Annotated in this window: 15 protein-coding genes; 9 read left to right on the top strand and 6 right to left on the bottom strand. The window is 38.4% G+C overall.

From position 1 onward, the window contains the following. Positions 1-148 precede the first annotated feature (148 nt). The gene (asnB, locus tag AC1M36_RS12015; RefSeq protein WP_336450953.1) at positions 149-2,002 is read right to left on the bottom strand and encodes an asparagine synthase (glutamine-hydrolyzing); all 1,854 of its coding nucleotides are present in this window, start codon (positions 2,000-2,002) and stop codon (positions 149-151) included. 272 nt (positions 2,003-2,274) lie between these two features. Between asnB and AC1M36_RS12010 the strand changes: the two genes are divergently transcribed. Continuing rightward, positions 2,275-2,823 carry a DUF2777 domain-containing protein gene (locus AC1M36_RS12010; protein WP_336450952.1) on the top strand — a complete coding sequence of 183 codons (549 nt, stop codon included), beginning with the start codon at positions 2,275-2,277 and terminating at the stop codon, positions 2,821-2,823. Between the two features lie 58 nt (positions 2,824-2,881). On the opposite strand, the gene AC1M36_RS12005 is transcribed toward AC1M36_RS12010, so the two are convergent. Further along, the gene (locus AC1M36_RS12005; RefSeq protein WP_336450951.1) at positions 2,882-3,247 is read right to left on the bottom strand and encodes a YisL family protein; all 366 of its coding nucleotides are present in this window, start codon (positions 3,245-3,247) and stop codon (positions 2,882-2,884) included. A 149-nt stretch (positions 3,248-3,396) separates the two neighbouring features. Here AC1M36_RS12005 and rocD point away from each other — a divergent pair, with 149 nt between their 5' ends. After that, entirely contained in the window at positions 3,397-4,587 is a 1,191-nt protein-coding gene (gene rocD / locus AC1M36_RS12000) for an ornithine aminotransferase (protein ID WP_336450950.1), read from the top strand. A gap of 36 nt (positions 4,588-4,623) precedes the next feature. Here rocD and AC1M36_RS11995 read toward each other — a convergent pair whose 3' ends face one another. Next, on the bottom strand, positions 4,624-5,127 hold the full coding sequence (locus AC1M36_RS11995; RefSeq protein WP_336450949.1) for an HXXEE domain-containing protein: 504 nt from the start codon (positions 5,125-5,127) through the stop codon (positions 4,624-4,626). Then, complete coding sequence (locus tag AC1M36_RS11990) at positions 5,099-5,998, bottom strand: fumarylacetoacetate hydrolase family protein (protein ID WP_431613095.1); 900 nt, start codon at positions 5,996-5,998, stop codon at positions 5,099-5,101. The genes AC1M36_RS11995 and AC1M36_RS11990 overlap by 29 nt, the downstream gene beginning before the upstream one ends. Positions 5,999-6,239: 241 nt before the next feature. Here AC1M36_RS11990 and AC1M36_RS11985 point away from each other — a divergent pair, with 241 nt between their 5' ends. The 7 genes from AC1M36_RS11985 to gerPF all read left to right on the top strand — a co-directional run bounded on the left by AC1M36_RS11985 (position 6,240) and on the right by gerPF (position 8,543). Beyond that, positions 6,240-6,419, top strand: coding sequence for an aspartyl-phosphate phosphatase Spo0E family protein (locus AC1M36_RS11985; protein WP_336450947.1), 180 nt, complete (start codon positions 6,240-6,242; stop codon positions 6,417-6,419). A gap of 134 nt (positions 6,420-6,553) precedes the next feature. Further along, positions 6,554-6,775 (top strand): spore germination protein, encoded by a 222-nt coding sequence (locus tag AC1M36_RS11980; protein ID WP_336450946.1) that lies wholly within the window; start codon positions 6,554-6,556, stop codon positions 6,773-6,775. Positions 6,776-6,792: 17 nt separating this feature from the next. Next, entirely contained in the window at positions 6,793-6,999 is a 207-nt protein-coding gene (locus tag AC1M36_RS11975; protein ID WP_336450945.1) for a spore germination protein GerPB, read from the top strand. A 68-nt stretch (positions 7,000-7,067) separates the two neighbouring features. Beyond that, positions 7,068-7,682 (top strand): spore germination protein GerPC, encoded by a 615-nt coding sequence (gene gerPC / locus AC1M36_RS11970; protein ID WP_336450944.1) that lies wholly within the window; start codon positions 7,068-7,070, stop codon positions 7,680-7,682. A gap of 6 nt (positions 7,683-7,688) precedes the next feature. Next, complete coding sequence (locus tag AC1M36_RS11965) at positions 7,689-7,883, top strand: spore gernimation protein GerPD (protein ID WP_336450943.1); 195 nt, start codon at positions 7,689-7,691, stop codon at positions 7,881-7,883. A 12-nt stretch (positions 7,884-7,895) separates the two neighbouring features. Next, positions 7,896-8,282, top strand: a complete 387-nt coding sequence (locus AC1M36_RS11960) for a spore germination protein GerPE (RefSeq protein ID WP_336450942.1) — start codon at positions 7,896-7,898, stop codon at positions 8,280-8,282. Positions 8,283-8,327: 45 nt separating this feature from the next. Then, positions 8,328-8,543 (top strand): spore germination protein GerPF, encoded by a 216-nt coding sequence (gene gerPF / locus AC1M36_RS11955; protein WP_336450941.1) that lies wholly within the window; start codon positions 8,328-8,330, stop codon positions 8,541-8,543. Positions 8,544-8,813: 270 nt separating this feature from the next. Here the strand turns inward: gerPF and addA are convergent, their stop codons facing one another. Both addA and addB read right to left on the bottom strand, forming a co-directional pair. Further along, positions 8,814-12,548: a helicase-exonuclease AddAB subunit AddA gene (gene addA, locus AC1M36_RS11950; protein ID WP_479845908.1), complete on the bottom strand. Its 3,735-nt coding sequence runs from the start codon at positions 12,546-12,548 to the stop codon at positions 8,814-8,816. Further along, on the bottom strand, positions 12,545-16,057 hold the full coding sequence (addB, locus tag AC1M36_RS11945) for a helicase-exonuclease AddAB subunit AddB (RefSeq protein ID WP_431613093.1): 3,513 nt from the start codon (positions 16,055-16,057) through the stop codon (positions 12,545-12,547). Before addB ends, addA begins: the two co-directional genes overlap by 4 nt. Between the last annotated feature and the right edge of the window lie 27 nt (positions 16,058-16,084).

The following is a 16,084-nucleotide window of genomic DNA, read 5'->3' as shown; positions in this document are numbered from 1 at the left end:
AACCGATTTTCTAGATTGTTAGTGTAAATTGGTGAATGAAATTTTACCAGCGTTTTTTAAAGATATCGACCAACCGACTAATAGCAACAAAGATAGAACTCTGTATAATCGCAAAAAGCGGCTCACAATAATTGTAAGCCGCTTTTCCCTATTCCTTAATATTCACTCCATACTCCTTAAACCAAACGTGAATTTGAGCTAAGTGCGCCAATAGCTGCGGTCCTGTCATCAACTGACCAAACCATGGCGTTTGAAATGCACTTCCTCCTGATTGGATCAATCCTTGTAATTGCTGTTTATCAAACAACTCATGCAAAATAGAATTTTTATCTGTTAGTAAATCCTCCAACCACACAGTGACCGCTTTTGTGTAATGCGGATTATGTGTTTTCGGATACGGGCTTTTCTTTCTATATAATATATCGTTTGGTAATACTCCTTCTAATGCTTTACGCAACAGACCTTTTTCGCGGTTTTTATACATTTTCATTTCCCAAGGAATATTCCACGCATATTCGACAAGGCGATGATCTGCAAATGGAACACGGACTTCTAGACTCGCCCCCATACTCATTCGATCTTTTCTATCTAATAATGTTGTCATAAACCAAACCATATTTAAATAAAACAGTTGCCGCCTTTTTGCTTCAATTGCACTTTCTCCTTCTAAAACCGGTACTTCTTGTATCGATTCTTCGTAGCGCTGCTGTACATATTCCCTTAAGTTTAATTTATTACGCCATTCTTTCTTCAGAAGTTGCTCGCGCGCCTCTGTAGAACGCATCCATGGAAATGCGCTTGATTGTAAATCATCTTCCCTGTAAAACCACGGATAACCGCCAAAGATTTCATCGGCACATTCACCCGACAAACCAACGACAAAATCCTGTTTAATTTCTCGGCAAAACCATAATAATGAAGAATCGATATCTGCCATACCAGGTAAATCACGCACGAGTACCGCTTCTGTTAAATACGCTGCTAACTGTTCATTGGAAATCACACAGCGGTGATGAATCGTACCGAATGTTTCTGTCATCAAATCAATAAACGGTGCATCGGAATTTGGCTGAAACGCATTCGCTTTAAAATATTTTTCATTATCTTCGTAATCAATCGAATACGTATGCAATTTTCCTTTCCCTTCTCTTTCATATGCCATTGCTGCAAATGCAGTAATGGCACTTGAATCTACCCCGCCTGACAAAAATGTACATAAGGGCACATCTGAAACCAATTGTCTTGTAATCGCATCCTTGAGTAGAAACTGCACTTGTTCTACTGTTTCTTCAAATGAATGTTCATGTTTTTTACTTTCAACATTCCAATATCTCCATATACATAATCCATCTTTTGAAAATGTAAGAGCGTGCCCCGGACGAAGTTCTTGCATTCCCCCATAAATACCATGCCCAGGCGTTCGAGACGGTCCTAATCCAAATACTTCTGATAGTCCTTCTGTCGTAACTTCTGTCTTGACATCCGGATGAGCTAAAATAGCTTTTAATTCTGAGGCAAACAATAATCTCCCATTATCATATTTGTAAAATAATGGTTTGACACCTAATCGATCCCGTGCAATAAACACTTGTTCTTTTTTCTCATCCCAAACTGCAAATGCATATATCCCATTTAAATGATCGACACATTCTTCTTTCCACTCTATATAAGATGCTAATAACACTTCTGTATCAGAATGCCCTTTAAACGTATAACCTCTTCTCAGCAATTCTTTACGAATATCTTCTGTATTGTAAAGCTCCCCATTATAGCAAATTGTGTAATTCTCTTCTTCTTTCATACACCTACATGTCATCGGCTGTTTTCCGCCCTCAGGGTCAACTACAATTAACCGTTTATGCCCGAAAGCAACATGCCTTTTTACCCAGACATTCGTATCATCTGGTCCCCTCTTCGCAAGTGTTTCTGCCATCTTCGTAACCGTCTCTCTTTCACCTTCTAACGACCGCTTATAATCAATCCAACCTGTAATCCCGCACATATAAATCATCCTTCCTATCCTATATCCGTATAACTTTACTCCGTTCAAAACCCAAATAGAACCAAAAAGGCCGAGATGAAACAACTACACGTAAATGCCTAATTGGTGAGGGCTAAAGATTCAGACGAAATTTCTCTGCCTGAATAAAAAATTCACTGTATGAAGCATGTTCTTATTCTATGCCCAACTTTCTTTATGGGTTCCATAGTTATAAAGAACGACTGAACTGTCCATAACAAGAATAAGTACTTTGATAAAAGGAGAAATCACGAATGAAACAACGCAAACATATTTTGTATAATCAGCCACGTGCTCATACAATTGGGAATGTGGAATATATAAACAATGAGTGGATATTCTTTGATGATGAAAATGATGAAGCATTTTTGCTTGATGATATTATTGAAGATGGGTTTGAAGTTTTATATAACAACAATTGGCTGCCAGCAAGATTCTACGAACAAAATATATTAAAAATCGCAGATGAACATCATCCACTGCAAAATGGAGAATTGATACGAATTCGCAAAAAATTACTGCTTAGTTATCATGAATGGTTAGAAGAACTATCTGATTCTACATTTTCATTATTTGCAGAAACATTGCAGTCATTCAATTATTCTCTATATGACTGTATTTATTGCCATAATTTCTTATCGTTTCAACCGAAAGATCAGCCTTGTGAAGGTGTAAACCTCCTATTATTTGATAACGAGGAAATGATTTGCTCGCTGCAACATCATTACGTTCGTTTTTCTACTTGTAATAAAAATATATTTAAGTTTATAAAAACGAATGGCGAGGAATTACATATTCAATGAAATGAAAAAAACCACCCTATTTCTCTCATCACGAGTAAAATAAGGTGGTTTTCCTTTACTAAAATAGATCAAAACCTATCGGTAATCGTAATCCAAGATATAATACAACTACAAGCGCAATAATAAATTGAGCCCAAAACGCCCCTGCTGGTTTCTTCTTACTCGTTTTCACAAGAATCATTTCCATCGCAGCAATCACCCAAACACCAACTAACATTTTTAAGCCATACCACATATGTACATTCCCTGTCGCTGTTTTCATAATGCCTTGATATAGTAAGAAACCAGTTACAATAATGATGATATACATAAGACGAAGCCCCATATGTACGCCTTTACCTTTTCTCCCTGCCGTATACATTGAATACGCCACAAAGAATAAAATGAGCCCTAATGCCCACGCTGTAATATGCATGTGTGTCATGTATCCCTACCTCCTCTTTTTCACACTTTCTCACACTATATGATACCACGACCATTTCTTTTCAGGAAATGTTTCGCTTTTTCCAATTTAAATGATATAATATTTAGAGTATTTACAAACTTCTTGTAATAACAAAAGGGGGAACAATCATGATTCAAACAAAAGATATTATCGAACTAACAGACACATACGGTGCAAATAACTATCATCCGCTTCCAATCGTTATTTCTCAAGCGGAAGGTGTTTGGGTAGAAGATCCTGAAGGAAATCGCTATATGGACTTACTTAGTGCATACTCTGCGGTAAACCAAGGACATCGCCATCCGAAAATTATTAATGCGTTAATCGAACAAGCTAATCGTGTTACGTTAACTTCTCGTGCTTTCCATAGTGATCAATTAGGTCCTTGGTACGAAAAAGTAGCGAAATTAACACATAAAGATATGGTACTTCCAATGAATACAGGTGCGGAAGCTGTTGAAACCGCAATCAAAACAGCACGCCGCTGGGCATATGATGTGAAAAAAGTTGAAGCAAACAGAGCTGAAATTATCGTTTGTGAAGATAACTTCCACGGTCGTACAATGGGCGCTGTTTCTATGTCATCTAATGAAGAATACAAGCGCGGCTTTGGCCCAATGCTTCCTGGCATTGTTGTCATTCCTTACGGTGATTTAGAAGCGTTAAAAGCTGCAATTACACCAAATACAGCTGCATTTATTTTAGAACCAATTCAAGGTGAAGCTGGCATTAACATTCCACCAGCTGGATTCTTAAAACAAGCATATGATATTTGTAAAGAAGAGAATGTATTATTTGTAGCTGATGAAATCCAAACTGGTTTAGGCCGTACTGGTAAATTATTTGCATGTGATTGGGATAACGTAATTCCGGACATGTACATACTTGGTAAAGCACTTGGGGGCGGTGTATTCCCGATTTCTTGCGTTGCTGCAAACCGCGACATTTTAGGCGTATTCGAGCCAGGTTCTCACGGTTCTACATTCGGTGGTAATCCACTTGCATGTGCTGTTTCTATCGCAGCTCTTGATGTATTACTAGATGAGAAATTAACAGAGCGTTCTCTTCAATTAGGGGAAAAATTAGTAGGACAATTAAAAGAAATTGACAACCCAATGATTACAGAAATCCGCGGCAGAGGATTATTTATCGGCATCGAATTGAACGAGCCTGCTCGTCCATACTGCGAAAAATTAAAAGAATCAGGGTTATTATGTAAGGAAACACATGAAAATGTAATCCGCATTGCACCACCTCTTGTAATCTCTGAAGAAGATTTAGAGTGGGCATTCCAAAAAATTAAAGCGGTATTATCTTAATCAAAACAAGCTGCCTTTTACGAGGCAGCTTGTTTTTTATGAAACAATCATTCTTGAGAAAAGTAATATACCAGCAATAACCGGAAGTAGAAGCAATACACCTACTACACAGGAGACAATCACAGGTTTCAACTTCCACCAATCACTTCTTATCCCTTCCCGAAACCAAAGCAATGAAAAAGGGATAATCAATACCAATGCTGTTACCAATCCTGGAACGTATCTTTCTGTTACAATCGCCACGCCTACATGAAACCACCCATTCATAAAAATCATTGCTTGCGTAACAAGTAATAGATAAAGTGTGAATTTCTTTTTTAATATAGTATGAATACATACAAGCAGAAAAACAATAGTTGTCAATATACATAACGCAATGAAAAAATATTGTTTTTGTCCTGCACTTTCTTCCATACGAATCGGCTGTAAATATTTTATTTCAGGAAAAAAATAATATTCCTCAGCATTATGAAATGCAAATAATATAGGGATGAGCCAAATGGAGAAACTACTATTTAACTTCGTTTTGAAGTGTTCCAATATGTTGTACCGTAATTATCACTTCATCACCAGCATGCAAAAACTTTGGCGGAGTAAATCCTTTTCCAACTCCCGCTGGTGTTCCAGTCGCAATGATGTCCCCAGGCTCTAACGTCATCCCTTTACTTACGATCGAAATAATATCTTCTATCGAAAACATCATATTTGCAGTATTTGAAGTTTGACGAACTTCCCCGTTCACTTTTGTTTCAATGTTTAATTCGTTTGGATTTTCAATTCCCGACTTATGAACTAAATATGGCCCCATTGGACAAAATGTATCAAAACTTTTTCCTAAGAAAAATTGTTTATGTTTTCTTTGAATATCTCGAGCCGTTACGTCATTTACAATTGTATAGCCGAAAACATATTCAAGTGCCTTCTCTTTCGTAATTTGTTTTCCACGTTTTCCAATTACAATTGCGAGCTCACCTTCATAATCTAGTTCATTCGTTGCATGCGGATGACTGTGAATTTTCTCCCCGTTTCCAATAACCGTCGTTGGCGCCTTTGTAAAAATCATGATATCTTTCGGAACGGCTTCTTCTCCGCCCATCTCTATCGCATGATCACGGTAGTTTTTTCCGACGCAAAGAATATTCTTTCTCGGCCTTGGAATAGGTGCTAATATTTTAATGTCCTGCATGGAATAATATGCTGTTGTTTCATTCTCTTTTGCCCAGCTTACAATTTCTGTTGCCTTTTCAATAAAGGTACTTCCTTGTTCGATACACTCTAACATTGTAATAGGAACTGTAATCTTTTCGCCTTTTTGCCTTTGTGCTTCTCTCATATGCAGCACCTTTTCTTCGTGCTCATCCACAATACCAACAAATACTTTTTCTTCCTTCTTCACCGTCACAAATCGCACGATTTCCACTCTCCATCCTAAAACTCATACACTGTAATTGTATTCGCATTCCTTCAAAAAAACCCTGCCAATCCATTTTAATTTTTACAAAATTCTTTATTTTTTACAACCCAAAATACTATTTTGGAATAAAATGTAGAATTTTTACTTTTTTTATCGAATGCATTTCTTTTTTATGGAATTTTTGTATAATATGTACTACATATATACATAAAATTTATAAAGAGATGGAGCCGATTCTATGTTTGAGCAAGCCATTGAAAAAAAACGTGAAAAAATGATGTATTTTGCTGAGCGCTATGGAATAACTTCTCAAAAAACAGTGAATTGTAGTCAAGAACTGGACAGGCTCTTAAATGTTGTTTGGCTTTTGCAAGAAGATTTCGCCCCAACTTATACGATAGACGAACACACACAATGAAGTGTGTGTCTTTTATTAAAAAAAAACACATTTTAATAAAAATGCCCATACAATAATAGAAAAGAATATTTATTTTTCACATTGAACATACATGATGACAGCATTAAAAATTTCATTTATGAAAGGTGTTTGCGATGCCAGCAATGGTTGGACATATTCATATCGTTAATATTGGATCAAGTGGGATTTTTCATATTGGAGATGTATTTGCAATCAGACCGATTAGTTACTCTCGTGCTTTTGCAGGAGCTGGTTCTTTTAATGTAGGTGAAAACGTTTCGGTATACAATTATCAAAATACGACGACAGTCAATGATACAGACGTCATTGATCAAGCTATCATTGGATCAAACTAAAGGGAGGCGAATCGTGAGTGAACTTTTATGTACAGCAAAGTATTATCATTAACAACATCAAAATTGAAAGTATTACAACATCTTCCGTTTTTCAAATTGGAACTGCTGGTAGCATTAAAGCATTATCTAAGCTTTCCAATACCGGGGGATTTACAGAGCCACTTCGTCCCTTAACAGCCAAAGGACAAATTATTTCTATTAAACCGATGATGAGTTCTTCTTAAGCCACTTTTATCATACACATATAGAGCAAGTATACACACCCTCCCTATTGAAAAGGAGGTTTCACATAGTGAATCAAGATATATACATTTACCTACAACAACTTCAACAAGTTCTTCAACAGCAGCAAGAAGCAATCTGTGCATTAGAAGCGCAAGTACGAGCATTAACAGAAGAGCTTGATGAACTAAAAAGCCGTCCCTCCTCTTCTATAGGAAAAGTAGAATATAAATTTGATCAACTAAAAGTGGAGAACTTAAATGGCACATTAAATATCGGCTTAAACCCATTCGCTACGACAGATCAACAAATTGAAGATTTTCAAGTAGATACCGAAACATTAAAAGTAAATCCAGAAACACAAACAAACCCTGATTTTTATCAAGATATTATTCAAGAGATGCATCGCTATTTGGATGAAGAAGCCTACAGCAGAATTCTTCATTTTGAACATGAAGAGCGAACACCACTTGATGATATGTATCGACAAATGATGATTGACGATATAAAAAAACAAATGGAACACCGCCTTCCTTATTACTTATCACAAGTACAGCCATATGAGGACATTACATCAAATCCTCAGTATATGAAAGAGGTAATTATTCAAGCTATGAAACAAGATATCGATAAAGCATTCCTTTCCTTTATTCAACACATTCCTAGCAACTTCCGAAAGGAGTAAACATGTATGAATTTTACCGTTGTGAATCGTGAAATAAAGGTTGGGCAGATCAAAATGAACGGGGTTTCTTCATCTGCCCTTTTTTTAATCGGTGATGCGAACCTTTTAATTCTCTCTTCTATTCTCGATACACCTTTCGAATCCGTTACTGAGGGTCCATTTGTACCACTTGTAACGGATGTGCCTACTACGCCAAGTTAAGGAGGTCTCTCCATGCTTCAACACATTTCAGTGGTCCATCGGACAAATATTATCTCTATGGGAGGGTCTGGCACGTTTCAAATTGGCGATGCAAATCAAATGGAGTTAATATTCCGAGCTCTTGTTGTACACCGTGAAATTCCTTACTATTTAAAGGATGAAGGAAAATTGGAAGCTTTTAAAATCTTTACAGATGATGAAATCACAATTCCTACCCGTTCCACGGATGTCAAAATGAATATTATAAATGAATGTCCCTTTATTGAAGTAGGTGATGTTACAGTTCGTACCATATTAAATTCCGCTTGCTTTCAAATTGGATCAGTTGATTATGCATTTAATAATTCACGCATTCACCAAATCCGCCAGTATATTACAGATGAACCTTTCAACCAATAAATCATATAGTAATGTTAAAGAAAAGTGCTTAGGTAGGTGAATCACATGCCCTCTGTAGTTGGGAACCTCGTTGTGCAAAATAGTAACGGCTCTTTTAACTTAGGTGACTTCTATAATGTCTCTCCAAAAGAAAACACAAAGGCGTATAACGGTTCAGGAGCATCAAATGTTGGTTTTGTAGTCAATACATTTAACGGTGTCAGTGCAACCAATACATTTGATTCAGATGTTGCGGATCAAAATCAGGCGGGAACAGCATAAAAAAAGTAGGGGGAATCCCCCTACTTTTTTCGTTTGTTTCATTTTCTTATTTTTACACTCTTCACAAGTTAAAAAAACGATATAAACGCTTTTCTTTCTAGGTGAGAGAGAGGGTCCAGCCATGAATAGAAGCGATCAGATCCTTTTCCTGCCCCGCGCCAAATAAAAAAACAAGAGCAAGTCACCTTTTCTTCTTCACGTGAGCGGCTTATATACCGAAAACTAAAATAGATTTATACAAATTCAGCTTGCAGCCAAATTCGTTTTACATTACATACTATCTTCTACACGCAGTATGTGACCTCCGTCAAAGAAGTATAAATATTTTTCTTTTACCGGATGATGCAAGCTTTTCTCTAGCGCTTTCGCATATAGCGTAATTTGCACTTTATAACGATCTTCTAAAATAGGTTTTGCCTGATCGTATCCACCTGGAAAACGTCCTTCAATTGTATCTGTTTTAAAGTCAATTAATACAATCCCATCTTCCTCTTCTATCATACAATCAATAACCCCTTGGACAAGTACAGATTCTTTACTCTGCCCTTGCCAATCTTGATACGCTTCTTGTGCTGAAAGCATCATCGTAAATGGTACTTCACGTTCTACGCTCTTCGCAGCTAGCACACGCTTACCAAGATCTGTATCAAAAAATGCTACAATGCGATCAATCGGAATGTCTTCTGCTTGCTCAAATGTCAGTAATTCTCTATTTACCATTTCCGCAATTTGTTCTTGAATTACTTCTGGCGTAATTGATTTTTGTAAATTAACATGCTGCATAACGGCGTGGACAGCCGTCCCACGTTCAGCGTAAGTTAACCCCTTTTTCTCCATAAAACGCGGACGCGTTTTGATAGGAGTACGAAGCTTTTTAATAAAGGTATGATCACTTCCATCTTCCGATTGATAATTCCGCTTTATCTCCGTAACAGACTGCTTCGCCCGATGTGCTGTTGCACCTTCATGCGCATATTCCCATGTTAAGCGAGCATATACTTCTTCTTTTCGTTCACTTTCTAACGGAACCGCTCTTTTCTCACGAAGTGCCTCTAACAATTCTTGTTTTTCTTCTTGCACTGGTTCAGGTGCAAGTAAAGTGTTACCGTCAACTACTTCCACTTTCCAGCTCGCATCGTACTCATAAATTTCACTTGGTATATTTCCTTGTCCAAGTTCAAGGAGCATTTCGCTATCACGATGTCTATATAGTGACGGCGTGATCCAATCTAAATAACAAGATGCTCCCGCACGAACGTAATCCGGCAGTAACCAATCTGTATGCTCCCTTGCATCAAGCCACTTTTCTATTTCTTTCTCTTTATCTTTCACTGTACCAATCAAAATCAATTTTTCTTTCGCACGCGTTAAAGCAACATACAATACACGCATCTCTTCCGCAATCAGTTCCATTTTCATTTTACGTTTAATAGCCAACTGTGATAACGTCGTATATTTAATTCGTTTACGAGGATCAATAAACTGCGATCCAAAACCAAAATCTTTGTGCAGTAAGAACCGCTTCATTAAATCTTGTGTATTAAAACGACGCCCAAGACCCGCTACAAATACAACGGGGAACTCTAACCCTTTACTTTTATGAATCGTCATAATCCGAACAACATCTTCTTGTTCACCAAGCGCTCTCGCTGTTCCCATATCATCCCCGCGCTCTAAAATACGCTCAATAAAACGAAGGAAACGGAATAACCCGCGGAAAGATGTTGCTTCATACTGCCTTGCTCTGTCGTATAGTACACGTAAGTTAGCTTGGCGTTGTTTTCCCGCCAGAAGACCACCAACAAAGTCATAATAACCTGTCTCACGATATACTTTCCAAATTAAATCAGAAAGAGATTGCTGACGGGCAAATTCACGCCATCCTTGCAGAAGGCTATAGAACCATTGTAGTTTTCCATGTAATTCTGCCTCTTCCTCAAGCGGTGCTCCTTGTAAGAAGGAACGCAGCACTTCATAAAACGAGCCTTTCTTTTCATGAGCACGGAGCATCGCAAGTTCCTCATCGTTTAAGCCAACAATTGGGGAACGAAGTACAGCCGCAAGCGGAATATCTTGCATCGGATTATCAATTACGCGAAATACATTCATCATAACGGTTACTTCAGTTGCTTCAAAATAACCTGTCGCAAGCTCAGCATAAACAGGAATACCTTGCAGCTTTAACTCTTCCATAATTTGCGGAGCCCACGGCATCGAACGAAGTAAAATGACAAAATCACGATATTGCACTGGGCGCATGCAATTATTTTTCCGGTCATATACTTCATAACCTGAATCCACCATCGCCTTAATTCTCTGAGCCATTAAACGTGCTTCAAGCTGTGCTTTTTCTACTTCTACACCGTCTTCTCCTTCTGCCGATTCTTCTCCCTCAGACTGATGAATACATAACAGCTCGGCTGCTACATCTTCCCCTCCTGGATAACTTGCACCTAACTTTAGTTCTGCATCTGCATCATAGTCGATTTCCCCGACAGTTTCACCCATAATTTGTTTAAAAATAAAGTTCGTACCCGCTAGCACTTCATGACGACTACGGAAGTTTTTTGCTAAATCGATTTTCATACCGCCGCCTATACCTTCAGGCGTAAAACGTTTGTACTTTCCTAAAAACAAGCCCGGCTCTGCTAATCGGAAGCGATATATGGATTGCTTCACGTCACCGACCATAAACAGATTACCTTCTTGCTCAGAGTCTTTCGTTACAAACTTAATAATCGATTCCTGCACAAAGTTTGTATCTTGATATTCATCGACAAGTACTTCGGCAAATTTATTGCGATATTGAAGCGCAACCGGCGATGGACGCAGTCCACCATTTTCCGTTCGTTCACTTAAAATTTGCAAGCAAAAATGCTCTAAATCGGTGAAATCAACCATTCCTTTATCACGCTTGATTATTTGGAATCGCTCCGTAAATACTTTTACAATTTGTACAAGTTTTTCTAATACAGGATGCATCTCCTTAAAATCACGTAAAAAGCTTTCTGGTTTCCGGCTAAATAACTCCTCTTGTAGTTTTTTCACTTCATCTTTTGCTTTATTTCGAAGTGAATCTACTTGTTTGACAATCTCTTCATTATAGTCACTCTTCTTAATACGCTTTAACGTTTGCCACGAAACATTTTGCATCGCTTCATATACACTTGTCCAAGACTGATGAGCTGCACTAGATAGTGTTCCAAGTAAAACAAGATCTGCCTGCAACGTTTCAACACGCGGTGCTGGTCCGTCTGGAAGCATCGCAAGTTCAATTGCTTTTTGAACATGCTTTTCAGCCGTTTCCAGCTGAAACTTCACATCTTCTAGTAAGTAAGACGCATACGTTAAGTCTTCAATCGATTTTCCTTCCACATCATATGCTTCAACAAGCTTATCCAGCCATTTCTCTGGATCTGGATGCGCCCTCGATTCTGTATGAAGTGCTAGGATCATGCGCTGCAAATCATCATCACTTCGGTCACTCGTATAACGATCAACGAGTTCAAAGAATATATCATTTCCCTCGGTGCCATATTCCTCTTCTAGTATGTCATCTAATACTTCTTCTTTTAATAATTCATTTTCTGTCTGGTTCGCAATGCGAAAACGCGGATCAACGTCGAGCATATAATAATACGTTCGAATGACTTGTAAACAGAACGAGTGAATCGTTGAAATCGACGCTTTATTTAATAAACTAAGCTGCTTACGAATATGCTCTGACCCAGGCTCATCGATTAATACTTTTTCTAACGCTTCACCAATTCTGTTCTTCATCTCTTGCGCTGCTGCATTTGTAAATGTTACAACAAGCAAGCGATCTACATCTACTGGATTCTCGGCATTAATAATTTTGCGAATAATTCTTTCTACAAGTACAGCTGTCTTTCCCGATCCTGCTGCTGCCGCGACTAAAATATCACGGCCATCTCTGACAACTGCTTTCCATTGATCATCCGTCCATTGACTACCTTCAGGCTTTTGTGGCCAGTTCTCTATCATTCGCCAACCTCCTCTCTTATTTTCTCCATCGCTTCACTATCTTTCATATCTTTTAACGTGCGGAACTGGTTATCTTCAAGTGATTCATCAAACTGACAAACAGAGCGGAAATTACAGAACGTACAAGCTGCTTTATTCCCCATTTTATAAGGCGCAATATCAATCACACCTTCTGTAATGTCTTTCCCAATATTTTCAAATGTATGATGCACATATCGCTGTAAGGTTGTAAATTCTTGTTCACTTGCAATACTAGAACGCGCACTAAAACTACCATCTTTCTTCAGACCGGCAGAAATAATGTCTGAGCTTCCCGTACTTAACTTATTGTCCATTAAACGAACAACATCCGCATCTCCTAGCACGAGACCTTTCATTTTAAATTTCTTTAAGATTTCTTTTTCGATTTCTTCTTCTGAAGCATCGCCTTTCATCTCCACAATTGGGTTATGAATATGGAAATATAAAACGCCAGCAGGCAGTGCCGCCTGACCTTTTTTCATCCACGTATTTGCATTTGAAATGACAACGTCTAAATACGTTAACATTTGAAGTGCTAAACCGTAATACACTTCCGTTAAATCTAAAGCTTTTGTACTCGATTTATAGTCAATAATGCGAAGGAACGTACCGTTTTCATCTTCCGCTTTATCTACGCGGTCAATGCGGCCAACCACTTCCATTTTCACACCGTTTGAGAGTGTAAATTCCATCGGTGGAAGAGAACCCGTGCCGCCCATACCGAATGGAACCTCTAAATCAACTGGCACAAATCCACTTGACTTCGCATGCTCACGCAGGATAAGTGACGTACGGAAAATGATTTGCTGCAGTTTTTGTTTTAAATAATGATTTCGATTCGAACTTAATAAAATTTGTCTTTGCAGAAGCGGTGCAATTTCTTCGATTACTACTGCAGAAAGATGCTCACACTCTTTTATCGATAAATCAGCCCACGTGCGATTTTCCCTCAGTAACTTGTCAGCAATTTTCTTTAATGCCGCATGGAATAATTCGCCGATATCTGGTGCATCTAATTTGAACACATCACGTTCTCTTAGCGATAATCCGTGCTGGGCAAAATGAGCATATGCGCAGCGATTAAATAGTTCCATACGAGAGACGCTTCCTTTAATTGTATCTCCGTATAGCTCTCTACTGACAACCGGACTAAGTTTCTGCGCACGATTTCGATAGAATAAACTAGACAACACGCGACTACTTTTTTGCTTCCACTCAGGTGAAATCACATAGAAGTTATATACATCCCACCAAAAATCAAGATTCCCTTCAAAACCGTATCGTTTCCAGTTTTGAAGTTGCTGCGTTACGTACGACAACGTAACTTCTGGCGTTGCTACATACGAAATTTGATCCTGACGAGATAAATCATTCACATCATTCGTTATGAAGACTTCTTTGATAGAAGGGAACATTCTTTTTACTTTCTTAATAAAGCTAGATGACAGTAACGTCTTTCCTTCTTCATCCGCAAGCGGACAAGAAATATATAACTTCTCAGATGCACGGGTTACTGTTTGATAAATAACAAATTGCTCTTCTAATAAAGTCTGCCTTGTTGTTGGTGCTAATTCTACACCAGCTGTAGCGAGAGATTCTCTCTCTTCATCTGATAACATCCCTTCATCTGAAGGGGCTGCTGGAATGATTCCTTCATTTGCACCAATTACAAAAGCAGCGCGAACATTCGATAACCTTGTTCGATCAATATTTGCAATCAGCACTTGATCTAAAGCAGGCGGGATATTTGCAAATTGAAGTGCCTCAAGTCCAGTTGTCATTACATCGATAAACATTGCACGAGACATCTTTTCCTCGCCTAGCATTTCTACAAATGTATCGAGAAGATTCATTACCTCTTCCCAAACTTGATCATGGTCACTTGCAAACAGGAAATTCCCTTCTTCTTCAGCACGCATACGCAAATCTTCTAGTTTTTTAGGAACATCTAATTCTTCTAAAAATAAATACACTGCTTCACACATTTGCATGACTGAACTTGCACGTTTGAAACGCTTCTGCAAACGAATAATCGGTGTTCGTACTACATCACGGAGACGGTTGATTTTCTCTTCCATTTCACGCTCACTATCGGTTTGTGTTCCGCCTGCCCCATCTAACGAGCGATAACGACGATATGTCCACGGTTCATCTGCCGTCCATCTCTTTCCTTGTACACCATATGCTAAACAATAATTTTCAAACTCATCCATTTCTTCGCGCATGGATTCTTTTCTTACATCTAACGGATATAATAGTTCCGTTTTTATGCAGCGGAATACTGCATCATAACGCCAATTTCCACTAATGACTTCTAGCGCAGAACGAATGCATTCAATAAGTGGATGATGCGACATCGGACGCTTCTCATCGATAAAGTGCGGAATATCGTAATCCGTAAATAACGTTTTCATTACATCATAATAGCTTTCTCCATTCCGAAGAAGAACCGCAATATCTCTGTAGCGATAATCTTCTTCGGCAACAAGTTTGCGAATCTCCCTAGCTACACCTTCAACTTCCGCTCGCAAGTTTGCCGCTGTATATAGTGTAATACCTGGTTCACTTTGAAACTTCTTAGAAGGACGAGATTCAAACTCCGCTTCTAGATGTGCGAGTCCTGGTGAATGAAAACGTGGTTGTTCTCTCATCGGAATCGTATTTTCAATCACGACTTTCTCTTCACGCGCTAACTGTTTCACTTTTTCATACGTAAGGACTGTTTGATAATACAAATCTAGTTCGCTTACTGGCTGTGATAACGTTTTTTCGTCTACTGTTAACGTAACTGTAATTCTTGCTCCGCAAACCATGAGCTTTCTAATGATTTCTAATTCCCCAGGTGAAAAGGAATGAAATCCATCTATATAAATTTCTGCACCTTTTACATAGTCAGATTCTGGAAGCTTTTCTACAAGCAACTGCAGGTAATCTTCTGAATCTAAATATTTACCAATCAAAGCTCGTTCAAAATCATCATATAGAAGCTGCAGATCGTACATTTTATTTGCTAATAATTTTTGCTCATCACCATTTGAATGAGCATCTAATTGTTGCCACATCTCATATACATTCGATGGTGTAACATTGTAGCGTTTAAACTCAGCAATCATGCTTCCTAAATGTTCAAAAAAGCCATTTTGTTCTGCTGCTTTTTGAAACACATACAATCCTTCCTTACGCGATTCTACAATTTTGCGCAGTAGCATATGCACGCCCGCCTCATCAATATGAAGACGACTCGCGCCACCAACTTCTTGAAGGACCTTCCACGCTAACCTTGAAAAACTAAATACTTGCGCCCTGATAGAGCCGCTAACTTCTTCATTTCCTATCAATGCTTGCTGTGTTTGGAACGTCATTTGTTCCGGTACAAGATATAAAATAGTTTCGCCCCTTGGACGCTGCCGCAATTCTTCTTGTACTTCGTGTAAACAAAATGTACTTTTTCCACTTCCAGCCCGTCCAATCACAAATCGAAGCGACATGTAATCCCCACCTTTCACTGACATAAC

The organism is Bacillus sp. Medicinal_06, from assembly GCF_056711665.1.
This window is presented reverse-complemented; position numbering and strand designations above follow the sequence as displayed.